Consider the following 23620-nt stretch of genomic DNA (forward strand, 5'->3'; position numbering starts at 1 on the left):
CTATTTCTTAGTGGAGATTGTACTAAATTTTCTGAATATTTAACTTGAATCCTCCTTATCATGAAGGATTTTCAGTTTATCATGTTAAAATACTCTCATTACCTACTATAATTCAATGTTATTTCGAAGGCGTTTTACATAATTACGACTGACTGGAATCGGTTGCTCATCATACCTATCTAAATACAAATTATACGTGCCATTATAATAAGGTTTCAGTTCTTTTACATATGACATATTAATTAAATAGCTTTTATGCACACGTAAAAAATCATATGCATTTAGCTTATTTTCTAATTCCTGAAGTGTATATGTTGAAATATACTGATTATTCGTTGTGTAAATTGAAACAGTTTTATTTTCTTTATTTTTACTTACATATACGATATCTTCTGGAAGCATATATCGTATACCTTCTTGACTTTCTATCGGTAGTTTCCGCAAATAACTCTTTGCTTTCTCACCTTGTTCTTTACCTATTTTATATAAAAGAAATTGTAAATCTTCTTCACGAAATGGTCGTAATAAATAATAAAATGCTTGGAAACGAAAAGCTGTAATAGATTCCTCTATGTTTTCACCTACAAAAATAAATTTTGTATAGCAATTTATTTCTCGTAATAAACTTGCATATTCAAAACCAGTACCATCTAGTAATTTGGAACTTAAAAAAACAAAGTCTGGTATATGTTTTTTCATCATAAATAAAGATTCTGTTCCTGTCTTTGCTTCAAAACATTCTACATTTCTCATATTTTCAGTGAAATTTTCAGCTAACTCTCTTCTCTCTTCTGCCTCTTCCATGATCAGTAAAATTTTCATTTCTTCAACCACCTAATTCTTTGTCCATATGTCCTGCTGTATACATTCGCTTTTATAAGAAATAATCCCTTTTTCTTACTATACCATTATTTATCTAAAAAAACAGAAAAAAGGAAACCCCTTCGGTTTCCTCTCCCCCTTTATCCTACATTAACTGCCTAGAAAGAGCCGAGTAGTGTAGGGTAATAAACGATCAGGCATACATTTAAAATTTCACTTTATACTAATTCTCGTTGCTTCGTTTCTTGTCCAAGTATTACTACAGCGAATACACCAATTAAAATTGATCCGCAGAAAATCGTAAATATTAATGATAGTGAAGCTTCTGAGGCAACTAAATACCCCACTAATAGTGGTCCAAGAATACCACCAATACGCCCAAACGCTGCTGCCATTCCTGCACCTGTACCACGAATAACGGTTGGATACTGCTCAGGTGTATAGGCGTATAATGCTCCCCAAGCACCTAAGTTAAAGAAGGATAGTAACATACCTGCCACGATTAATACTGTTAATGAATCCGCAACCCCAAACAAATAGGCACTGCAAGCTGTCCCGATTAAATACGTAACCAAAACAAATTTACGACCGAGACGTTCAATAAACCAAGCAGCGGTGAAATACCCTGGAAGTTGAGCTAACGTCATAATAAGTACGTATTGGAAACTTTTTATTAAACTAAACCCTTTTAGCACCATTACACTCGGTAACCAAAGGAACATTCCATAGTAGGAAAAGACAACACAAAACCATAGAATCCATAGCATAATTGTTGCTTTACGATATTCCCCAGACCAAACTGATTTTATATTTTCAATAACAGATGGTCTTTTTTCAACCTTTTGGAACCTTGGGGAATCCGGTAAATTCCATCTTAAATATAAAGCATATAGTGCTGGAACTGCACTCAATACCATCGCAACTTCCCAACCATATTTCGGAATAACAAAATACGAGATAAGAGCTGCAATTAACCATCCACCTGCCCAAAAACTTTCTAATAACACAACAATTTTCCCACGCTCATGTGCTTCAACACTCTCTGATACTAGTGTAGAGGCAACCGGAAGCTCTCCGCCAAGCCCCATACCAATTACAAAGCGTAAAACGAGAAACATCGCGAGTGTCGTCGTTAACGCAGTTAAACCACTACCGATAGAAAATAATAATAATGTAATAATAAAGACTGATTTTCGCCCTATTTTATCTGATAGTATCCCAAAAATAAGCGCTCCTACTGCCATACCGATTGAGTTAATACTACCTATCCAGCCCATTTCCTGGCTCGTTAATCCCCAATCCTTTTGCAAGGCTACCATTACAAATGAAAGCATTCCAACATCCATTGCATCAAATAGCCATCCAAGCCCAGCTATACCAAGTAGTTTGCGCTTCGAAATTTCTTTTACCTTGCCCACTAGAAGTCCTCCTCACACAGGTGTCTTTACACATCATTTTACATGTGTGAATTGTATAAGTAAAATACTTTTGTGTAAAAAATTTCTCCTTCATCATTCCCAAAAAGTAAAACGTCTATCCCGATTGGTGAGGGCTAATAATCAGTAGGGATGCCTCACTGATTAAAGTTTCAATTTATTAAAAATGAACAAATAAAAAAAGCAGCGATATTTCGCTACTTTTTCGAACGCATTACTTCTTTTAAAAATTCCGCTAATACTAACTGACGACGCCAGCGTGTTGGATTACTGCATAATCTATAAAACCACTCTAAATGAATCGCTTGAATCCATTTTGGTGCACGTTTTACTTCTCCAGCCCATACGTCTAAACTTCCACCCACTCCAACAGCCATTTTCGTTTCTAAACGATGCTTATTGTTTTGGATAAAGTTCTCTTGTCTCGGGAAACCGAGTGCAACAAGTAATAAATCTGGTTTTGCTTCTTGAATGCGAGAAATAATATTCTCTTCGTCTTCTTGTTTAAAATAACCATCTTGTGTACCGGCGATGGATACAGCTGAATATGTCTTTGTTAAATGTTCTGCTGCAGCTTGTACAACATGCGGCTTTGCACCTAATAAGAAAACAGATACTGGTTTACTATCTTCTGATAACTTCGCAAGTAAATTACACATTAAATCAAAACCTGCTACACGCTCTTTTAAAGGTGTACCAAGCATACCACTTGCCTTTACAACCCCAATACCATCAGGTGTAATTAAATCTGTATTCAATAATGTTTGATAGAACTTTTCATCCTTTTTTGCGCACATAACAATTTCAGGATTTGCTGTTACTACCTGAAACGTATGAGTTCGTTCCGCTTCTAGTTGTTCTTTTAAATATTGGACCGTTTCATCCATTGTCATTGTAGAAAAAGGAACGCCTAGAATATCAACTGTTTGTACTGCCATAGTTAACTATCCTCTCTATCATTACAAGTTTTTCGCTATTAATTGCTTATATGTTTCTTTTGTATCTTCATATAGTTTTTGAAGTGAGAAGTTCATAGTAGCATGCTCATAAATATGTTTACCCATTGCTGCTAATTCTCCCGTTTTCCACTTATCATACGCTTCTTCTAAAGCTAATGCTAATGCCTTTCCATCACCTGTTGGCACAATCCATCCGTAAGTTTCATCTACGATTAATGGCTCAATTTCTCCAGCCCTAGTCACAATTGATGGTACACGTTGGTTTGCCGCTTCTAATAAAACTAGTGGGAACCCTTCACTATGGGAAGTTAATAAATTTACATGTGACGACGCAAATAATTGTTTTACATCTTGACGATGTCCTAAAAACTCTACTTTATCGTTAATCCCTTTTTCAGTAGCTAATGACTTTAGATTTTCTTCTAATGGGCCATCGCCAACTAATAATACTTTAATTTTCTCTAATTTTGTTTGTTGTAACGCATCGAATAAAACTTCATGTCCTTTGACGGGATGTAATCGTGCTACTTGGATTGCCGTAAATACATCTTCATCAATATTGAACATTTCTTTTTTATTATAGCCTTCTGCTTTTTCCTGATCGTATTCAATTCCATTATAAATAACATGCATCTTGTCATTTGAAATGCCTAATGCTGCCAAGCTTTTTTTCAATCTATTTGTTACAACGAAAAATAAGTCTATATTTTTTAAGGCTTTCAAATTTAATTTCGTAAAAATCCAACCTTTTAAGCCCTGTTTAGTAAAGTCTTGAAATGGATCACTATGAATAGTCGTTACCCATTTTGCCTTTATTCTCTTTTTCATTAAAGAAACATAGAAATTAGCCCTAGGACCATGTGTATGAACTACATCAAATTTTTCTTTATTAATAAATTCACTTATATTCTTTAAAATGGATAAATCATAGCGCGATTTTTGTGAAAACACATGGACTTTTATCCCTAACTCCCTTGCTTCCTTCGCAACAATTCCATCTTCAAATACTGCTAATTCTACTTCACCAGTTGGAAACTGATCGAGAAGTGAAATAATATGTGTTTTCCCTCCCCCATCTTCTGCTCCTGCATTCATATGCAATATTCTCATATTTTTTCCTCCTTTAAATCCTCGCTACGTTTCCATCTATTTTTATTTTACTGTACTAAAAAATAAAAGCTAACAAAAGTTAGCTTTTATTTTTATCATTCAATTTCTAGGTCTACTATTAGATAAGCTAACACCACTACAAAGTAAATTCCAACTCCTGGTGCTGTTAAAATATGTCCTGCAATATAAGCAATACCTAACGCTAACAATAAGCTTGCTGAAATCATTCCATATTTTATATTAAATATGTCCTTAAATCTCGTAGCAAATGCTAGTAGAATTCTTAGCCCGTAATAAATAAATGGAATCATTAGTAATACAAAGCCAATAATTCCGAAATCGTAAAACCAATCATGGAAGTCCATTTCAATTAGTTTTGGATCTGGCTGCTTTTGTTCATTGTATTTAAAGTTACCTGCATAACCCATTCCTAATAACTTTTGTGACATTGGCGCTTCTTTAAAGAACTGCTTATGTCTTTCTTCATATACTTGACGTCCACTGAAAATAAGGTTTTCTTGATTTTCTTTCTTTTGCTCTTTCTCAAGTTCTTTCTTAACTTCCTCTTCTATCTTCGCCTTTTCTTCTGGCTTTTCAACTTTATGATGATTTTCTTCTTTTGCTTTAAGTTCTTGTTCTTTTTTCAACTTATCTTTAATTTCTTGTTCTTTTTGGCCTTGCTGAGCCACATTTTGCTCTGATAAATAATTATTATGAATGCCCATATTTTGTGCTAATGGTGTTTGTTTAAACGTCCCAACTACACCAGCTAATAGGACAATAGCAATTACTGCGTTAAGTACAAGAGATTTTTTGTTCGGATTTTTTCTATTAAATAATAATTGTAGTACAATGATCCCGATTGCTGCTGCCAACGTAGCACCAATTGAGCCCATTCCTACTTTTGTACCAACTTGAATTAATGAGTAAATCATTAAAAGTGATGGAATCCAATATAAAATATGTTTCCAGCTCTTTGTTTTTTGAATAGAATATAGTACCACAATAGGGAAAATAATAGCTAAGATTGAACCTAGTTCATTCCCTGCATAGAACCAACCTCGAGAACCAACCTTCATCCATTCATAACTACCAAAGTCAGTAGATGTTGAAATAGAAATAACCATAATTGCGTTAATGATTAATGTAGAATATACAATACTATTTCGAACCTTATCACTAATATTAACTTTCGTTTTCAATGATTTTAAAGCTAAAATGTATGATCCCAGCATAATATATATATATAATGCTTTCGCAACGAATTTAACTTCTTCACCAAGTACAATAGGATCCTTAACTAGTTTGTTATTAATAAATCCTATCCCTAAAACGCCGGCTAATAATATAAGATAAATTAAAAACTTTCTATTTTCCTTCTCTTTTGCCTGAATTAAAATGTAAATACCACCAACAGCCATAATAAGGAATCTTACTAAAATTCCAACGGTAGCATTTGACTTTAATAAAGTGATGCTAAGAGACGTTAATAAATCTAAAACAGGCTGTAAAATAATAAAAAAGAGCAAAAAATGCTCAAATCTAACCCTAGCTTGATTTGCTAACATTCCAAGACCTCCATACAAAATCTTAACATTATCTTTTAATCATAATTTATTATCGTTAAAACACACCTAGCAATTATAACATAACTCATATTTAAATTGAGAACTTATTTTTATGCCGAAACTAACCAAATCCAGCTTAAGTAGTGCTAGAAAACATTATCCTTTAGCTATTCTTCCCTATCTCTATAAAAACTATCTAACACTCTTCCACTTATTATCAGCATTATAGTAACATTTGTTAATTTATTTATAAGTATATAAAATTTAATAATTACATACAAACACCCACTCGGCTATCCTACAACTAAAGATTAACCTTGCTTCGTTTTCTCCTAAGCATTTTCAAACGCTTTCTTTATGTATTTTATCCGTTTTTATACATGTAACGAAAAGTAATTGTTATTTCCAATACTTTAGTGTATATTTTTTCTCTGGAACATCTTTAAGAGAAAGGGATTAAGGCCATGTTATTAATCGATATATTTACGTTTCTTGGCATTATCGCCGCTGCCATTTCTGGTACATTAGTTGGTTTAAAAAAAGATTTAGATTTATTTGGTGTCCTTTGTTTAGCTGTAGCTACTGCGCTCGGCGGCGGTATTATTCGTGATATCATGATTGGTAACCTGCCCCCTGTCGCATTTGTAAAACCCATTTACTTTTTCGTAAGTGTATTATCAGCATTATTTACTTGTATGTTTTTTGAGCGTATCAATAAACTTCAAGTCGTTATTATGCTTTCTGATGCTGTTGGATTAGGCGTTTTTACAGCTATTGGTGCAAATGCGGCAATGTCACATCATGTTGACGCCTCATTTCTAGTTGTTTCAATGGGAGTCATTACAGGTATTGGAGGCGGTATTTTGCGTGACATTTGTGCTCAAGATATCCCTTACGTATTCCGAAAAGAGATTTACGCAATCGCTTCTATCTTAGGAGCAATTAGCTTCCTAATCACATACGCTATGGGGGCGCACGTATTAGCTTTCTATGTTTGTTTATTAGTAACATTCGTTATTCGTGTCGTCACTGTAATATATAATGTGCATTTCCCTGTTTTCTTTAAAACACATGCTAAAATTAATAAAGGCCATTAAGAGAATTCTATCTAGAATTCTCTTAATTTATATACTATTCAACGAACTAATATAGAGTAATTATATATAAGCATATATAATTACTCTATATTAGTTTTAAAATTGAAAACGTTTTATATACAGGGGGAAGAATGATGCTTGGGGTTTTCAGAAAAAATATTAATAAAACAAATGCCAGTATAATCGAATTAAGTAAGGACCAACAAATAACTTTTAATGTACCTACTAATTCTGAATTGAAAATTCAAATGGATATGCTACATATTTCAAAAGAAGATTTACAAGTTGTAAAAGTACTACAGCCTTTTATTTATGCAGAAATTGATTGGATTACTGAAAAATTCTATGCCAACATTACAAAACAACCTAATTTAATTACTATTATTGAACGTTACAGCTCTATTCCAAAACTAAAACAAACTTTAAAAACACATATTAAAGAATTATTCAGCGGCAATATGCATGAAGATTTCATTGAACAGCGTGTTAGAATCGCCAAAAGACATGTGCAAATTGGTTTACATCGAAAATGGTATACTGCTGCTTATCAAGAATTATTCCGCTCTATCATGAAGATTTTGCAAACAAAAATAACAACAATCGATGATTTTTCCTATTCTATAAATGTCATAAATAAATTATTCACTCTTGAACAAGAACTTGTTCTTGCAGCTTATGAATCTGAATATGAAAGAATGCAAAAAGAGCATGAGAAAGAAAAAGAACTAACTGCTATGACAATTATGCATATCGCAACAGAACTAGCTGCTGTATCTGAAAAGACAAGCTCTTCTATTCAAAAACTAACCACTAAGTCTGAAACTATTGTAAAGATTGCTAAAACAGGTACATCATTAGCTACAACATCTGAAGAAAAAGCGAATAAAGGGAAAGAACAATTAAACCAGCAAAACAAACGAATGGGATCTATTCAAATGAATATGGAAACGATTATTACAGATACTCATGAACTTCTTGATATTTCTAACAAAATTAACGAAATCATAGATATCGTTAAATCAATCGCGGAGCAAACAAATTTACTCGCACTAAATGCTGCTATCGAGTCTGCACGTGCCGGAGAATTTGGGAAGGGGTTTTCTGTTGTTGCTGGTGAAATCCGAAAATTATCAGAGCAAACGAAAGAATCTATCTTTAACGTTACAAAGCTCGTCGAAAAAACAAATGAACAAATTATCCGTGTCTCGTCTTCCGTGAAACAAATTAGCTCTCTCGTATCAGAAGGAACGGATAGTATGTCGGCAACAGATCGATACTTCCAAGAAATTGTAAAAGATATGTCTAACTCAAAAGAACAGAATAAGAAAATTGAACATGAGCTACAAGCTATTTCACAAGTAATGAAAGGAATTCAAGATGATTCCTCACAAATGGCTCTAACAGCCGATAATTTACAACTAGAACTAAATCGATAAGATAAAGTGAAACTTTAATCAGCCCTCAACAATCGGGCTTTTACAGGCAGTCCGCCCCCACCTAACTTCTTTGCTTTCGCTGATTTTGAGGTGGGGTCTGACTGTCCGGAAAATAGCGGAATAAAATTCAGGTCCGGCATACTTTCCATTTTGCACTGACTACTAAATTTCATCTTCCATCAAAAAAAAGAATCCAGAATGGATTCTTTTTATTTTCTGAAAAATATTTTTTGACAATACACATAACTCATATAAACACCAAAGCTCTGCAAAATAAACAATGCCGGCATAATTACATTGTAATATGCCATATCTACTTGGAAAAGCCTTAACAATACGTAGCCACTAATTAAAAATAAGAACAACATATACCCTTCATTTTGTTGTTTCTTAATAAGGAAGTGCAATAGAGCTATAGTCATAAACAATGTTACGGCTATATATATCAGTTTTTCACATTTGAAAAGAATAGAATTTATCCCCTCATCTGAAAACTGATTTATCATCGGTTCTAAAAGTTTAAATCTTTCTCCCTCAATCTCTTTTAACTTTTGATCAATATGCTCTGTTACACTTTGATTTTTCGATATTTTTTCCTCATGTTTCGTTTTTCCAATTAAGACAGATTGAACATACGTCTCATTCGAAATCGTATATTGTGACAATCCCATTGCCTTAATTCCATAATTCACACCAAAATGAGTACTATAAAATAGAATAAGTATCCCTACCATCTTTAGTAACACTTTTTGTTTCGTTGCTGATTGAGACACTTCAATTAATAATACATATACAGTGATAAAAATAGGAAGAAATAATCCTATCGGGAAAATCATATTACTAAATGCAAATAAAACCGCTGAAAACACCCACATATAAGGATGATCTAACCCTTTATATAAAAGTATGTAACAAGCAAAATAAAATAAAAATATTGCAAGTGACTCAGGAGTTAATACGGAACTCAGCAATATATTTGGAATATACAGAGCATAAAATATAGAAGCAATACGACCGCATTCTTCTCCAAAAACCATTGCCGCAATACGATAAATAAAAAATGCGGTTCCTGCGCAAAATAACACATTAAATAGTTGTAAAGCGAATAATGTATCACCGAATATACGAATGATTACTGACTCATATATAATAAAAGGCAAATGAGTTACAGTCCCTATATTATTACCAATTGCAATCTGCTTTGCAGACTCATACATCACTTTCATATCACCAATTATTGGAGCATCTACAAATAACAGCATACTAAGCCTCACAACTATAGATATACTTATAAGAAAAATAAGAAATTGTTTATCTGTAAAACGATATTGTAGAATTGATGCCACTAACAAAATAAGTATGACGAAAATTGCCAATATGATTGTTACACTTGTTGTACTTCCTCCAAAGAATTGCTTACTTGTCTCAAATGCTACCCAACAACTATAAACGAAAAATGCGAGCATCGCACCGATCGTAATTTTATTGAAGAAAGATGAAAAATTTGTTTGTATATGATTCATATGTCCATTGCACCTCTATTTCCATTCATAACAAAATGATTCTATCATGAATGGGTACACGGCTGATAGGGAATTTCTATGACGAATACATAGTCATTACTTTTTACTTGCAATGTAAGCGAATCCTCTTTTACACTACATTTTAGATAAAATAAATTTTCTTTCAGTTACATGAATACAAATACAGAAGTTTAAATAATCCTCTTTTGGAATACACTTTACTTCATTAAATATCTAATATGAGTACTCCACTTACACATATTATTCTGATTGAAAACAGACTATAGGGGCTGAATATATGGAAAAGAAATTCATGCGAGAATCTAAAGCAATTAAGACAACACGTGTTTTTCCTAACGATTTAAATAATCACCAAACACTTTTTGGAGGGAAATTATTAGCAGAAATTGATAGTATTGCTTCAATTGCGGCTGCAAGACATAGTCGTAAACATTGCGTAACAGCATCTATTGATTCAGTTGATTTTTTAACTCCAATTCACCAAGCTGATTCTGTTTGTTATGAAGCATTTGTGTGTTATACAGGGAAATCTTCAATGGAAGTTTTCGTAAAAGTAATCGCAGAAAATTTATTAGCAGGCGAGCGTAGAATTGCTGCTACTTGCTTTATTACATTTGTGGCTATAAAAGATGGAAAACCTTCGTCCGTACCACAAGTACTACCTGAAACTCAGGAAGAACATTGGTTACACACAACCGGTTTAGAACGCGCAGAAAACCGAAAAAAGGGACGTTTAAAAAGTAAAGAGATGGCTGAAGTTTTAACTTTAAGTAAGCCTTGGAATATTTAACATAATCTTCTCATCATACATGCACAGGTCCTTCCTTGCATGTATTTTTTATTATAAAAAAATACTATCGCTTGCCTTTGTATCAGTAGCTTCCTCCTAAAATCACCCATCAGTTTTTCCTTTATTTTCTTATACTTTTAATGGTATATTAAGTAAAGTTGTTTATAAATAACCATAATATAGTTAAATATGTAAGGGGTGGTGCGGTAATGTCTATCGAGGTACCAATTTCAATACCAAAAACTTTGATTATTATTCCAGCCTATAATGAGGAAGAAGCAATTGCAGATACATTAACAAGATTACTAGAACTAAAACAACATTTTACAGCTTTAAGCATTTGCGTTATTAATGATGGCTCACAAGATAAAACAGCTCAAATCGTAAAAAATTTCCCTGTTCATCTTATTAATCTACCATATAATCTGGGCATCGGTTCAGCTGTACAAACTGGCTATAAATACGCATATGAGAACGGATATGATATTGCAATTCAGTTCGATGCTGATGGACAACATAATCCGGATGATTTATACAAAATTATACAGCCTATTGCTGAAGGCCAATGTGATATGGTGCTAGGTTCACGCTTTACAGAAAAAACAGCTTACAAAGGTAGTATTTCAAGGAGAATCGGTATTTTTTATTTTACTGCCCTACTGAAAGTTTTAACGAAACAAACATTTATGGATCCAACTTCTGGATATCGTGCTATCAATCGAGAAGTAATTACGATTTTTGCACACAATTATCCAAAAGATTATCCAGAGCCAGAAGTTCTTATTCATTTAAAAAAGAAAAAACTTCGCATTAATGAGATATCTGTAAATATGCAAGAGCGACAAGGTGGACAATCTTCCATCACACCTCTTAAATCTGCATATTACATGATTAAAGTAAGCCTTGCTATATTGATGCAAAAAATCGTGAAAGGTTGATAGTGAATGCATATAATTACCTTTTCATTCATCTTTATTTTGTTATTATTCTTCTTAATTATTAATTCCATTCGTCGCGGGGCTTTAGAAACAAAATATGCTATTTTGTGGATTTTTGTTTGTGTTGCAATGGCTATTTTAAGTTCTACTGATAAAATTATAAATTGGATTGGAAAACTATTAAAAGTAGAATATCCACCATCCATCTTATTCTTATTTGGATTATTATTCTGTTTCATCTTAATTTTTGACCTAACAAGAAAAATTTCTAAGCTACACCATCAACTTGTAACATTAACGCAAGATTATACATTATTAAAGCAAAAATTAAACGTAACACAAACACAAACTGAAACTGATAACGAATAGTTTTCTATTTAAATATGAATATATATAAAAAAACATCTTAATTTCTTTAAAAAATTAAGATGTTTTTTTATTTCAAACTATTTTTTACTAATTAATAATTTACTAATTTTCATAACCGTTGCCACAGTTCCTACTCCAATTATAATAAATAAAAATGGAATTAATGGTAATGCATATCTTTCATATGCGGCATAAAAACAGGTTAAAGCTGTTTGCAGTAAAAGAATTGACCATAAAAATGTAGTCTCTCTCCACCTTTTTAAAAGGAAGATAAATGAAAGTATTGTACATATTAAAAACATCGTCTTAATAAAATTATGTATTTCATTCATATCCTTTGCAGAAACATTAAATACTTCAATATTATGCTCTATAGAATAATACGGTTTTTTCCACATAATTTCTGGCTTCAAGATTAAATAACTCTCTATCATGGAATTCCTATCTGTTTTCCACCATTCTTTCATTTTATCCTTCGCTATTTTTTCTTCTAATTCCATAAATTCATGTGCTTCCAGATTAGGGTACTTGGCGTGTAATTCTACTTCAAGTTCTGCCATATTCTTACCTTCTGGGTAACCTTTCCCTTGATACGTTCCAAGTAATAACGGATTCCCTGCCCCAGCAGTTAGTGGAATAAACTTATCAAATTGAATGTAATTGCGGGCCCACCATGGTCCAAGTACGATAAGTCCTATTCCTATACTTATAATCGCTTGCTTCATCATAATGCGGAATGGATAGCGCTTCATTAAGAGATATATAAATAATGGTATTGGATATAAAGCAACTTGTACGCGTAAGTACAATGCTAAAAAGTAGAAAATTAATACAATTAGAAAATGTTTCGTTTTATGAGTATCAGCTAATTTTAAGCTCCAATATAATAATCCCAACGAAAAGAATAGAAACGGTCCTTCTGTTAAAGTTAAATTTTCCACAACAATCTCTGGAGGATACACAGCTAATAAGAAAGCACCTATTAATCCTGCAGCGGGATTCAATAAATAAGTACCAATCTTATAAATTAGTAAAATACTAAGTACCCCTAATAGGATAATAATTAATTTAGCTACAAAAAGGCCTTCATTGCCATTTCCAAAAAAGTAAAATACAGTAGCTAAAAACGCTGGAAAACCTGGCATAATATGAATAGTTGGTTTATCCGGCTCATGATATGTTAACATTCCTGTTTCCAATAAAATATTTGCCGTTTTTTGATAGCCTAGATCATCGCTAGCTAGAGTCAAATCTGCACCATGTGTTTGTAAAGTTGCAAAACGAAGCGCAAAACCGACTATCATAATAATCCCTAAAAGGATTACATTAGATTTGCGAGTAAATCGCCTTAACATCTCATCTTCTCCCTTCAAATACATAATTTTCAAATTATATTTCTATATTTTTACAAGACAATATATTCTATAATAAATACTTTTTATACAAAGTACAATAATAGAAAGTTGATTTACAAAGTTTATATGCGTTAAACTGATACAGATGTTCTTGTAATCTTCTTCCTTTCAAAAGGCTTGTATATATGGTGCAAGACATAAAAAATTTGAGGAGATAAAAATTCTATGATGGAACAAAAACAACTTGTTTCTGTTGTCATACCCCTGTATAACACAGAAAAATATATTGAAGAAACAATGCAGTCAATACTGGATCAAACATATAAAAACATTGAAATTGTAATTGTAGATGATGGAAGTAAAGATCAATCACCTTCTATCGTAAAAAATCTTGCAGAAAAATATCCGGGTCAAGTAAAATACGTTCACCAAAAAAACCAAGGTGTTTCAGTAGCTCGTAATACAGGGATTGAAAATGCTAGCGGAGAATATGTCGCTTTCCTTGATAGTGATGACTTATGGCATCCAACTAAAATTGAGAAACAAATCGAGAGTATGCATAAAAACAACATGGACGCGTGCTATTGTGGTTATATGAATTTCTACGAAGAAACAGGTGAAAAGGTTGAGCATACAACAAACTTTATTAAAGGTGATATGGCAAAAGCATTCTTAACACACCAAGTTGTTGCTCAAACAAGTACTTGGATTTTCAAACGCTCTATCGCAATGAATTATAATATCCGTTTTACACCAGGATGTAGCTGGGGAGAAGACTTGGAGTTTTTATTTAAACTAATGAGTGTGACAAATGTATGCTATGTCGATGAATACTTAACATATTATAGAATCTTATCGGAAGGAAATCTTTCTTCTAAATATAAAGATTACGAATTAAAAACCACTAAAGAACTGGAAGTATTCAATCGTATGAAAGACTGGGTACATAATAAATCTCAAGACTTCATTACGAAAGACCCTCAGTCACTTATTGAGATTCTTGAGACTTATTTATTCCCTTATACGGTTATCAATAATGCTTGTATATACATTAAAGAAAACTCTCAATTGGATAATGCTCAAGTTCAATTAATCAAAAAAGATATAAAGAAATATTGCCGTAAAATCTATTCAAAAAACGGAAAGCGTAGTAAAAAACTATATGCAATGCTTTGGTTTGTGCGAATTAAATTTCTGTTTTCTTAAACCGAAAATATAGTACTCACCTCTCTTTCCGTAAACAAATCAAATTTACAAATAGGACAAACTAAAAAAGTCCTAAAGAATAGAAAGGTTTTTTCTCATGAAAACAAATAAGATTCTTAAAAATGCCTCCTACCTATTTGTAGGAAATATTACTGTTCGATTTGTACTTGCTATCGCGACGATTCTCTTTGCAAGATACGTTTCTCCTGGTGAGTATGGAATGTTTACAACTGCATTAGCAGTTTCCGCTGTTATTTGTTATTTCACAGATGCAGGTTTGACACATACGTTTATGCGTGAAGGAACAAGAAAGGATGCAAATATTAGCGTACTAATCAGTAGTTATTTACGCATTCGTTTCGTATTAGCTGTCGTAATTTCTGTACTCTTCGCTATTTTTGCTCAGTTCTTCTATACGGATGTCTACTTACGTGCCATGGTATATTGGGTTGTACTACCGACAATGTTTGGAGCAACTTTACAAGGCGTTGGAATGGCTTATTTCCAAGTAACAGAACGTATGCAATTTACAGCGATTATTTCTGTACTACAAGGTGTAACAGCCGCAGCTGCGCTTCTACTAGGAATGTCGTTGAAATGGTCACTTATGACAGTCGCTGCCATGTACGGGATATCTAGTCTTGTAACAGGAGTCATCGCCTTCATAATGGTACTGCGCCATACAACAGTTCATAAGGGCTGGGACAAAGGAATTTTAGATCAACTGCTGATTTTCACAATCAATGGCATTATCATTATGCTTTTACCACAGTTAGGCCCTATTATATTAGAAAAAGTTTCGACGTATGAGCAAGTTGGATTCTTTGGAGCTGCATCGAAAATACCTGCAGTCCTTTATCAAATACCTGGTGTAATTGCAGCAGCCTTCTATCCAAAATTATTTGCGTTTGGAAATGAAAAGAATATTGATGAACATAGAAAACTATCTCAGTTTGAATTAAAACTGATGTCTTTCTTAGGAATGGGGATCTCCATTCCATTTATCGCTGATCCAAGCTTTTGGATTGTTACTTTATTAGGTGAAGAATATGCTCCAGCTGGTGATGCTCTTGCCATTTTAGCCTTTATGGTCATTCTACAATCTATTAACTATCCACTTGCTGATAATTTAACGACAATTGGTCAACAATGGAAACGCGCAACAACAATGGGAATCGGACTAGCTGTTGCCGTTATAAGTTACATCGTCTTAGGTGGTCAGTTTGGAATGATGGGAGCCGCTATTGCCGCTATCCTTACCGAGATTACGTTATTAATCGGATTCACTCTATTTGTTCGTAAAGGCTTCTCTTTACTATTTAAAGGGATTATATTCAATACCTTAGCCTTTATAATCAGCTATATTCTATACCGTACAATATTAATTACCTTACCGCCACTAGTTGCTTTAACAATTACTGGTATATTATACGGTATTATCGGTCTTGCAATCGATCCACAAATACGCGGATTGATTTTAGGATTTATAAATAAAAAACTGGCTCGAAAATAAATAAAAATAAAAACTTCAAATCAAATTTGAAGTTTTTATTTTTATCTTCTTCACTTAAAAAATGAGCCCTTTTCCAATCTATATCTTAAATTGACTTGCCTTTCTGGAATGATTATACTTGGAAACGAACAGCACTAGATGTACAACAGCTATTATTAAGGTAATTCATAGTTAATTCTTCATGTAAATATTAACTATTCACGCCCTAAATTTAACACAAATTGCACAAATGAACACTTTATTAATACTATTAAAAATCGCCGATTCATACATAGTTTTTCTTCATCCTAAAACGATATCCAGAGATGAAGAATGTGGCAATTGCATTTAAGGAGGCTTATTTATTTAATGACTTCAGAAGTAAATAAAAGAACATTTTTCAGTAAAAGCACACTTATTATTATTCCATTATTAATAATATGTGCATTTGCTTTTCATTACTTTTTCCTAAAATCAGACAGTGTATTTTCTAGTACGGGAGATGCATTATCACAATTCAGTTTCTTTACATTCCTTTTACAACACGCATTTAAAGATGGGAATTTATTTTGGTCTTGGGATTATGGATTAGGTGGAGATTTATTCGGAGAATTTAGTTATTACTATAGTACAGCACCATTTTTCTGGCTTACACTTCTACTTCCTAAACTAAATTTTGACCAAATCTTTGAGATGAAGCTATATATGAGTATTTTAAAAAGTACATTAGCGATGTTATTCATGTATGGTTCTTTACGTTATCACAATAAAACTATTTTTTCTTCTTTCATTTCTGCCATTATATATGGAGGATGTGTAACTTTCATTCGCCATTCTTTATTATGGGATTTCATGGCAGATGCTATAGTATTTTTACCTTTAGTAATATGGGGATTAGATAAATATATTTTAGAGCGAAAAAAGGGACTATTCCTGTTTGCAACAGCACTTATGCTTGCATCAAATTTCTATTTCGCTTTCATTACTAGTATTTTTATCTATATTTATGCCTTTTTCCAATATTTCGCTACACAGCAGGACAAAACAATTAAAACATTTATAATTTATTATATTAGAATTGCTTTTCTATATACTTTATCACTAGGTTTATCTGCTGTTTGCTTTATACCATCTGTAAATGGTGTATTCAGTTCCGATCGACTTGCTACAAAATTTACTATACCGTTATTTTTTGAAGATACGTTTTATAAAAACTTAATGGAAAGTATCTTTTTCATTAATAATACAGAGGATTATCAGCTTGCATTCCCTGTTTTCATCCTCTTCCTTATTACTAGCGCGCTTCTAATACGCAATAAACTTGTCACAAATAAATTGCTCTTTACTGGGTTTATGTTAGTGCTATATATGCTTCCATATACGTATTCCGTATTTAATGGCTTTTCTGCTATGCAATACAGATGGTTTTACTTATTTGCATTTGTGGTTGCGCAAACTGCCGCCTACATTTTAGATTGGATGCTGCTCCACAAAAAGAATGTCAATTCTTTAATAGGTCCTTTGCTAGCAACAGCATTATTTATTTACGCATTCTATAGAAAAGTAAATATAAACGCACAGCCGCTACAAACGATTGATAAAATTTTAATTTGCACTACTGTATTATCTATTATTACAATATTACTATGGCGCTATTTATCAAAAGTAGCCTTACAATGTTTCATTGTATTAAATGTACTCGTCAATGTAATATTTATTAATTACTTCTATTCAGATTTTGCTCTTAGTAAACACTTTAATCAAGCAGGCGTGACAAAAGAATCATTACATGGGCCAGGTCTTGATAATAAGGATGAAATTGACGCAATTCGTTATATACAAAATCAAGATAAAGATTTTTATCGAATTATCAATCCAAACAATAATTATAAAAATACGCCGATGTTGCAAGGTTATCATGGTACAAGTACTTATCAAAGCTTAGTCAATTATCATGTTCATGACTTTATGAAGAATAAGTACAATGTTTTCCAAGGATATGATAGCCCATCTATGTTCTTCCAGTTAGATAAACGATTATTCCTTGAGAACATGCTAGGGGTAAAATATTATGTACTAAGTGAAGGTGCTAATAAAACCGAAATTCCTTATGGCTATAAGCATTTACAACAAGTAGGTCCTTACAACATTTATAAAAATGAATTTGCACTACCATTAGGCTATGTATACGAAGCTGGAATAAGTGATGAAGAATTTTCAAAACTTAATTTTGCCGAGAAAGATCAACTTTTATTAGATGCTGTAGTTGTAAATGATGTTGGAAGTCTTCCATTAAAACAATTTAATACAAAACAGCTAGATTCAAAACAAATTAAGATTAATCCAAATAAAATGAAGTGGGAAAATATAGAGAAAGAGAAAGATATACTCACTGTTCATGAAAATGGGCGTATAATAGTACCTATTGATAATAACGATATGTTAGGTGATCTTCTTGTTGAAATTAAAATTAGAAATATAAACAAGGAATCATTTGGAGTTACCGTGAATGACAAATCTATGATAAAAGGTAATGAGGATGGAGCTTATGCTTATCCGTTAGAAAAATTTGTTTACAACTTAGGAAAAGATGCGAAGCCAACCGAACTAATCATTTCTATTCCTACTCCTGGTCAATATGAGTTGAAAGACTTACAAATCAACAGTACTAACTATCAGACTGTCCCTAAAAAAGTAAATACTTTAAAAGAAAATAGTCTACAAAACATTTACTATGAAGGTAACTCCTTAAAAGGTGAGATTAATTCCACTAAGGATGGATTACTATATTTATCGGTACCGTATAGTAAAGGATGGTCAATAAAAGTTGACGGTAAAGAAACGGAATTTACGAAGGCTAATTCCGCCTTTATTGGCGTTCCTATTTCTAAAGGGCAACATGTAGTTGAAATGAAATACGTCACACCTTATTTCAAAATGGGTCTCGTTATTTCTATCATTTCATTTATCATTTGCATCTCGCTTCTAGTTCTTGGAGATACGAAAAGATATTCAAAATTAAAAAATCGTTTTAAAAAAAGTTATTAAAATGAAGTGAAGTAAAAGTTGAAGATGATTGCTTCACTTTTACTTCATGCCCAGTTTAAAATTACACCTAAGGAGGTCCTAACATGACCCTTTCAATAGTAGTACCATGCTACAATGAGGAAAAGGTGCTTCGTGCCTTTTATTCAGAGACTTCTCTTGAAATTCATAAATTAACTACCGATTATGAATTTGTTTTTGTTAATGATGGTAGTAAAGATGATACCTTAAATATTTTACGTGATTTAGCTAGTGCAGATTCATCGGTACACTATATATCGTTTAGTCGAAACTTCGGAAAAGAAGCTGCAATGTTAGCAGGTTTAAAATATGCTACAGGCGATGCAATCGTTATTATGGATGCTGACTTACAACACCCTCCTACATTAATAAAAGAACTGTTAGAAGGATATAACGACGGCTACGACCAAGTCATTGCAAAAAGGACAAGAACTGGTGATTCACCCGTTCGCTCTTTCGTCTCTCGTCTTTACTATAAAGTAATGAATAAATTTGTAGATATTGAATTAGTAGATGGTATTGGTGACTTTAGACTTTTAAGCCGAAGAGCAGTGGATTCTTTAGTATCTTTAAGTGAATACAACCGATTTTCGAAGGGCTTATTCTCTTGGATTGGTTATAACGAATTAATCATTGAATATGAAAATGTATTACGTTCTGATGGAGAAAGTAAATGGACCTTCTCGAAATTATTAAATTACGGAATTGATGGTGTAATTTCATTCAATAATAAACCGTTACGTCTATCTATATATCTCGGATTACTAACAACCATTTTTGGACTTTTATATGTAATCACTACGTTCGTTCAAATCATCCTTGGTGGTGTGGAAGTTCCTGGTTACTTTACTCTCATTTCCGCTATACTATTTATTGGCGGTATTCAACTCATATTCCTAGGGGTTATTGGTGAATATATCGGTCGTATTTATTATGAAACAAAACGTAGACCACATTTTATTGTAGCTGAAAAGAAAGTTAGTGAAGTTAAACAAAAGGCATAACAAAAAAGTTACTTCTATAGGTAGAAGTAACTTTTTTATATCCTAACATTTACACACCCTTTTTTTGCATAGATATAATCATTTCTTTTAGCCCATTATAATACGAAGTTTTTGGTATCTCCCCGATACACCTCTCATATTTCTCCCCGCTTAATACAACTGGTTTTTCCGTCAAATATAGCATTTCCACAAATTCTTTCATCTGCTTATCAAACAGACCAATGAACTGGATCATTCCTCTTTTTACAGCTATTATTCGTTTGGTATATCCCGTTAATTCCCGTATGTGTTGAATCATTTCCTCACCTGTAATGACACCATAACCCGGTATGTTCCAATTTTGTCCATAGGCCTCATCATGTGAAGCTAATTCAACCATCGCTTTTGCACCATCTGGTGTAAAAATATATTCACGGGCAATCTTTTTATCTCCAACAAAGCTAGACATTTTATTTGCAAGTATTCCCTTTAATGTATGATGGACAAGTGTATTTTCTGCATTTGGACCATAAAAGTCTGGGAAATGAGCAATAAACATTCGTACATTAGCTTGTTTTGCCATCTCTTCAAGTTGTAAACGAATCTTCCCTTTCTTTGTTTGTGATCTCTTTTTAGCATCTTCTTTTACAAGCCCTTCCCCTTGCCTTCCATACGCATAAATATTATCAACTATTCCTAGTTTGATACCGTAATGTTTCGATACCTCTAATATGTTTATTAATAATTTCTCTTGTTGTTTCTCCCAATCTGAATACGGAATATTTACAGCATGAAATATAATATCAACATCTTTAGCAGCATTCATTATATCCTCTTGTATAAATACGTCGCCTGCTACAACTTCTACATGTTTGTTCCCAGAAAATAATGCACCTAATCTCTCCTTATTTCTTGCAAAAGCAACTACATGAATCCCTCGGCCACATAATTCGTTTACAATTGCATAACCCATTGAACCAGAAGCACCTAATACTAAAGCCTTCTTCATTATAAATCCCCTCCTAAATTAATTAACCACCGTTCAATTAATGTTAAAAAGAAAATCACTTACATAAGAAGCGATTTTGAAATAAACTCTACATGTACTTTAGCCAAACCTTGTAGTTCTTCAAACGTTTGACCACTTCTGCAATAATGTGCTACAAATCCATGTAATGATAAAAAAACAGACCATATTATCATCGCATTTAATTTCCCATCACATAAAGAAGAAATAACCTTCGCAAATTTTTCATAGCTAACATTAGGACTATTTGCCAAACACTCTTTTAATTCGACATCTTTAATTAAAAACATAATTTCATAATGACTCTGATTTCTTAGACCAAATTCAATAAAACCGAATAAAACTGCTCTTAGTTGCTCTTCTCTCGATAATTTTTGATTACAAATTTCATCTAACTTTTTATTTAATAATTGAAAATCCTGTTCCACCATTGCGTAAAATAGCTCTGCTTTGTTTTTAAAATGATAATAAATCGAACCATGGCTATATCCAAGTTCTGTTGCAATTTTGCGCATTGAAGTATGTTGATATCCTTGTGCTATAAATAGCCCCCTAGCTACATTCATAATCATTTCTCTTGTTAGTTCTTGTTTAACGGCTTTCCTTGGCGACATATTTCATACCTCACACATTTAATTAACCACTGTTCAATTATATTATATATTTTCAGAAAATTAATACAACCCTTTTTTTGAAAAAATATACATTTTGAAATGATGGCATTATATGAAAGAATTTAGTATCATGATTCAAGGTACTATTTCAAGTTGGACGGAGGATACTATGAGCTTATTAACAGTTGAAAAATTAGGACATACATTTGGCGATCGTACATTATTTAAAGATGTATCTATGCGATTATTAGCAGGTGAGCACGTTGGATTAGTTGGTGCAAACGGTGTTGGTAAATCAACATTCATGAATATCATTACTGGTCAGCTTATTCATGACGAAGGTCGTGTAGAATGGACACCAGGCACACATTACGGTTACTTAGATCAGCATACGGTTTTAACACCTGGACGTACAATTCGTGACGTACTAGCGGATGCATTTTTACCGTTATTCGAAAAGGAAACAGCTTTAAATGAAGTTACAGAAAAAATGGGAACTGCTACACCAGAAGAACTAGAAGAACTTCTTGAACAAATGGCAGAAATACAAGATGCACTTGAAGCAGGTGGTTTCTATTTACTAGATATGAAAATTGAAGAGGCTGCACGTGGTCTTGGAATTGATGCTATTGGTTTAGATCGTGATGTTTCAGCACTAAGTGGTGGACAACGTACAAAAGTATTGCTTGCAAAGCTATTACTTGAACAACCAGAAGTGTTATTGCTTGATGAACCTACTAACTATTTAGACGTTGAACATATTCATTGGTTAACAACTTATTTAAAAGAATATCCACATGCATTCTTATTAATTTCTCATGATACAGAATTTATGAACAAATGTGTTGATGTTATTTTCCATCTAGAATTCACAAAAATGACGCGCTATACAGCGACATATGAAAAATTCCTAGAACTAGCAGAAATCAATAAAAATCAACATATAAACGCTTATGAAAAGCAGCGTGAGTTTATCAAAAAGCAAGAAGACTTCATTGCAAAGAACAAGGCTCGTTATTCAACGACAGGTCGTGCAAAGAGTCGTCAAAAACAACTTGATCGTATGGAACTTATTGATCGTCCGGAAACAGCAATTAAACCTGAATTCTCATTTAAAGAAAGTCGTGCAAGTAGTCGCTTCGTCTTTGAAGGTGAAAATGTAGAAATCGGATATACACATCCGCTACTACCAAAGCTATCAATGACAATTGAGCGTGGTGAAAAAATTGCTATTGTTGGATGTAATGGTGTTGGTAAATCAACGTTACTAAAAACAATCTTAGGTAAAATTAAACCTTTAAACGGTAAAACAAGTCTTGGTGACTTCTTAGAGCCTGCATACTTTGAGCAAGAAGTTAAAGCTGATAATATAACACCAATTGATGATGTATGGAATACATTCCCTGGCCTAGACCAGCATCAAATTCGTGCGATGTTAGCAAAATGCGGATTAAAAAATGAACATATTTCTCGCCCATTAAGTCAATTAAGTGGCGGAGAACAAGCAAAAGTTCGTTTATGTAAGTTAATGGGTGAAGAAAGTAACTGGCTACTATTTGATGAGCCGACAAACCATCTTGATGTTACAGCAAAAGAAGAACTTAAGAAGGCTATGAAAGCATATAAAGGAACAATTCTCCTTGTATGTCACGAACCGGAATTCTATGAAGATTGGATCACAAAGGTTTGGGATGTTGAAAAATGGTCAGAAAAAAATAACTAAATTATTTCATATTGGTAAAAAAGCCGTTCCTAAAAATATTTAGGGACGGCCTTTTTTTATAAACAAGGATTTTTTATATGTCCCA

19 protein-coding genes and 1 pseudogene are annotated in these 23620 nt (G+C 32.8%); 11 read left to right on the plus strand and 9 right to left on the minus strand.

The window, feature by feature from the left end; genetic code table 11:
• Positions 1 to 105: 105 nt before the first annotated feature.
• From QCI81_RS13900 to QCI81_RS13920, 5 genes are all read right to left on the minus strand, one after another.
• Complete coding sequence (locus QCI81_RS13900) at positions 106 to 822, minus strand: LytR/AlgR family response regulator transcription factor (RefSeq protein WP_000698259.1); 717 nt, start codon at positions 820 to 822, stop codon at positions 106 to 108.
• Between the two features lie 218 nt (positions 823 to 1040).
• On the minus strand, positions 1041 to 2240 hold the full coding sequence (locus QCI81_RS13905) for an MFS transporter (protein WP_000521106.1): 1200 nt from the start codon (positions 2238 to 2240) through the stop codon (positions 1041 to 1043).
• Positions 2241 to 2455: 215 nt separating this feature from the next.
• Positions 2456 to 3196 carry a WecB/TagA/CpsF family glycosyltransferase gene (locus QCI81_RS13910; RefSeq protein ID WP_053563283.1) on the minus strand — a complete coding sequence of 247 codons (741 nt, stop codon included), beginning with the start codon at positions 3194 to 3196 and terminating at the stop codon, positions 2456 to 2458.
• 21 nt (positions 3197 to 3217) lie between these two features.
• Positions 3218 to 4327 (minus strand): glycosyltransferase family 4 protein, encoded by a 1110-nt coding sequence (locus QCI81_RS13915; protein ID WP_053563282.1) that lies wholly within the window; start codon positions 4325 to 4327, stop codon positions 3218 to 3220.
• A gap of 95 nt (positions 4328 to 4422) precedes the next feature.
• The gene (locus QCI81_RS13920; RefSeq protein ID WP_353810822.1) at positions 4423 to 5895 is read right to left on the minus strand and encodes an O-antigen ligase family protein; all 1473 of its coding nucleotides are present in this window, start codon (positions 5893 to 5895) and stop codon (positions 4423 to 4425) included.
• A 464-nt stretch (positions 5896 to 6359) separates the two neighbouring features.
• On the opposite strand from QCI81_RS13920, the gene QCI81_RS13925 reads away from it, so the two are divergent.
• The 3 genes and pseudogenes from QCI81_RS13925 to QCI81_RS27185 all read left to right on the plus strand — a co-directional run bounded on the left by QCI81_RS13925 (position 6360) and on the right by QCI81_RS27185 (position 8428).
• On the plus strand, positions 6360 to 6992 hold the full coding sequence (locus QCI81_RS13925; protein WP_000924377.1) for a trimeric intracellular cation channel family protein: 633 nt from the start codon (positions 6360 to 6362) through the stop codon (positions 6990 to 6992).
• 134 nt (positions 6993 to 7126) lie between these two features.
• Positions 7127 to 7672, plus strand: a pseudogene (locus tag QCI81_RS27180) (protoglobin family protein); the annotation flags it as partial.
• A 63-nt stretch (positions 7673 to 7735) separates the two neighbouring features.
• Positions 7736 to 8428: a methyl-accepting chemotaxis protein gene (locus QCI81_RS27185; protein ID WP_445117603.1), complete on the plus strand. Its 693-nt coding sequence runs from the start codon at positions 7736 to 7738 to the stop codon at positions 8426 to 8428.
• Between the two features lie 209 nt (positions 8429 to 8637).
• Here the strand turns inward: QCI81_RS27185 and QCI81_RS13935 are convergent, their stop codons facing one another.
• Complete coding sequence (locus QCI81_RS13935) at positions 8638 to 9951, minus strand: ArnT family glycosyltransferase (RefSeq protein ID WP_053563280.1); 1314 nt, start codon at positions 9949 to 9951, stop codon at positions 8638 to 8640.
• Positions 9952 to 10249: 298 nt separating this feature from the next.
• Between QCI81_RS13935 and QCI81_RS13940 the strand changes: the two genes are divergently transcribed.
• From QCI81_RS13940 to QCI81_RS13950, 3 genes are all read left to right on the plus strand, one after another.
• The gene (locus tag QCI81_RS13940) at positions 10250 to 10762 is read left to right on the plus strand and encodes an acyl-CoA thioesterase (protein WP_000412126.1); all 513 of its coding nucleotides are present in this window, start codon (positions 10250 to 10252) and stop codon (positions 10760 to 10762) included.
• 209 nt (positions 10763 to 10971) lie between these two features.
• Complete coding sequence (locus QCI81_RS13945) at positions 10972 to 11700, plus strand: glycosyltransferase family 2 protein (protein WP_000021473.1); 729 nt, start codon at positions 10972 to 10974, stop codon at positions 11698 to 11700.
• A 6-nt stretch (positions 11701 to 11706) separates the two neighbouring features.
• Entirely contained in the window at positions 11707 to 12069 is a 363-nt protein-coding gene (locus QCI81_RS13950) for a DUF2304 domain-containing protein (protein ID WP_353810824.1), read from the plus strand.
• A 77-nt stretch (positions 12070 to 12146) separates the two neighbouring features.
• On the opposite strand, the gene QCI81_RS13955 is transcribed toward QCI81_RS13950, so the two are convergent.
• On the minus strand, positions 12147 to 13424 hold the full coding sequence (locus QCI81_RS13955) for a glycosyltransferase family 39 protein (protein WP_353810825.1): 1278 nt from the start codon (positions 13422 to 13424) through the stop codon (positions 12147 to 12149).
• Between the two features lie 225 nt (positions 13425 to 13649).
• Between QCI81_RS13955 and QCI81_RS13960 the strand changes: the two genes are divergently transcribed.
• From QCI81_RS13960 to QCI81_RS13975, 4 genes are all read left to right on the plus strand, one after another.
• Positions 13650 to 14630: a glycosyltransferase family 2 protein gene (locus tag QCI81_RS13960; protein WP_043935114.1), complete on the plus strand. Its 981-nt coding sequence runs from the start codon at positions 13650 to 13652 to the stop codon at positions 14628 to 14630.
• Between the two features lie 97 nt (positions 14631 to 14727).
• Positions 14728 to 16143 (plus strand): oligosaccharide flippase family protein, encoded by a 1416-nt coding sequence (locus QCI81_RS13965; protein ID WP_029443701.1) that lies wholly within the window; start codon positions 14728 to 14730, stop codon positions 16141 to 16143.
• Positions 16144 to 16491: 348 nt separating this feature from the next.
• Positions 16492 to 19170 (plus strand): YfhO family protein, encoded by a 2679-nt coding sequence (locus QCI81_RS13970; protein WP_353810826.1) that lies wholly within the window; start codon positions 16492 to 16494, stop codon positions 19168 to 19170.
• Positions 19171 to 19253: 83 nt separating this feature from the next.
• Positions 19254 to 20192: a glycosyltransferase family 2 protein gene (locus QCI81_RS13975; protein WP_043935117.1), complete on the plus strand. Its 939-nt coding sequence runs from the start codon at positions 19254 to 19256 to the stop codon at positions 20190 to 20192.
• Between the two features lie 49 nt (positions 20193 to 20241).
• Here QCI81_RS13975 and QCI81_RS13980 read toward each other — a convergent pair whose 3' ends face one another.
• Complete coding sequence (locus QCI81_RS13980; protein ID WP_098852039.1) at positions 20242 to 21180, minus strand: NAD(P)H-binding protein; 939 nt, start codon at positions 21178 to 21180, stop codon at positions 20242 to 20244.
• Between the two features lie 59 nt (positions 21181 to 21239).
• Positions 21240 to 21812, minus strand: a complete 573-nt coding sequence (locus QCI81_RS13985; RefSeq protein ID WP_065486003.1) for a TetR/AcrR family transcriptional regulator — start codon at positions 21810 to 21812, stop codon at positions 21240 to 21242.
• Between the two features lie 169 nt (positions 21813 to 21981).
• Between QCI81_RS13985 and QCI81_RS13990 the strand changes: the two genes are divergently transcribed.
• Positions 21982 to 23535, plus strand: coding sequence for an ABC-F family ATP-binding cassette domain-containing protein (locus QCI81_RS13990; RefSeq protein WP_016079570.1), 1554 nt, complete (start codon positions 21982 to 21984; stop codon positions 23533 to 23535).
• Positions 23536 to 23620: the final 85 nt, after the last annotated feature.

The sequence above is a fragment of the Bacillus cereus group sp. MG20 genome (assembly GCF_040459885.1).
GTDB lineage: Bacteria > Bacillota > Bacilli > Bacillales > Bacillaceae_G > Bacillus_A > Bacillus_A cereus.

What these genes read in the sequence shown, in the direction of transcription:
- QCI81_RS13925 (WP_000924377.1), top strand. Translation starts at nt 6,360, where the DNA reads ATGTTATTAATCGATATATTTACGTTTCTTGGCATTATCGCCGCTGCC.
- QCI81_RS13960 (WP_043935114.1), top strand. Translation starts at nt 13,650, where the DNA reads ATGATGGAACAAAAACAACTTGTTTCTGTTGTCATACCCCTGTATAAC.
- QCI81_RS13920 (WP_353810822.1), bottom strand. Translation starts at nt 5,895, where the DNA reads ATGTTAGCAAATCAAGCTAGGGTTAGATTTGAGCATTTTTTGCTCTTT.
- QCI81_RS27185 (WP_445117603.1), top strand. Translation starts at nt 7,736, where the DNA reads ATGCATATCGCAACAGAACTAGCTGCTGTATCTGAAAAGACAAGCTCT.
- QCI81_RS13965 (WP_029443701.1), top strand. Translation starts at nt 14,728, where the DNA reads ATGAAAACAAATAAGATTCTTAAAAATGCCTCCTACCTATTTGTAGGA.
- QCI81_RS13950 (WP_353810824.1), top strand. Translation starts at nt 11,707, where the DNA reads ATGCATATAATTACCTTTTCATTCATCTTTATTTTGTTATTATTCTTC.
- QCI81_RS13915 (WP_053563282.1), bottom strand. Translation starts at nt 4,327, where the DNA reads ATGAGAATATTGCATATGAATGCAGGAGCAGAAGATGGGGGAGGGAAA.
- QCI81_RS13900 (WP_000698259.1), bottom strand. Translation starts at nt 822, where the DNA reads ATGAAAATTTTACTGATCATGGAAGAGGCAGAAGAGAGAAGAGAGTTA.
- QCI81_RS13990 (WP_016079570.1), top strand. Translation starts at nt 21,982, where the DNA reads ATGAGCTTATTAACAGTTGAAAAATTAGGACATACATTTGGCGATCGT.
- QCI81_RS13970 (WP_353810826.1), top strand. Translation starts at nt 16,492, where the DNA reads ATGACTTCAGAAGTAAATAAAAGAACATTTTTCAGTAAAAGCACACTT.
- QCI81_RS13975 (WP_043935117.1), top strand. Translation starts at nt 19,254, where the DNA reads ATGACCCTTTCAATAGTAGTACCATGCTACAATGAGGAAAAGGTGCTT.
- QCI81_RS13935 (WP_053563280.1), bottom strand. Translation starts at nt 9,951, where the DNA reads ATGAATCATATACAAACAAATTTTTCATCTTTCTTCAATAAAATTACG.
- QCI81_RS13940 (WP_000412126.1), top strand. Translation starts at nt 10,250, where the DNA reads ATGGAAAAGAAATTCATGCGAGAATCTAAAGCAATTAAGACAACACGT.
- QCI81_RS13945 (WP_000021473.1), top strand. Translation starts at nt 10,972, where the DNA reads ATGTCTATCGAGGTACCAATTTCAATACCAAAAACTTTGATTATTATT.
- QCI81_RS13910 (WP_053563283.1), bottom strand. Translation starts at nt 3,196, where the DNA reads ATGGCAGTACAAACAGTTGATATTCTAGGCGTTCCTTTTTCTACAATG.
- QCI81_RS13985 (WP_065486003.1), bottom strand. Translation starts at nt 21,812, where the DNA reads ATGTCGCCAAGGAAAGCCGTTAAACAAGAACTAACAAGAGAAATGATT.
- QCI81_RS13955 (WP_353810825.1), bottom strand. Translation starts at nt 13,424, where the DNA reads ATGTTAAGGCGATTTACTCGCAAATCTAATGTAATCCTTTTAGGGATT.
- QCI81_RS13980 (WP_098852039.1), bottom strand. Translation starts at nt 21,180, where the DNA reads ATGAAGAAGGCTTTAGTATTAGGTGCTTCTGGTTCAATGGGTTATGCA.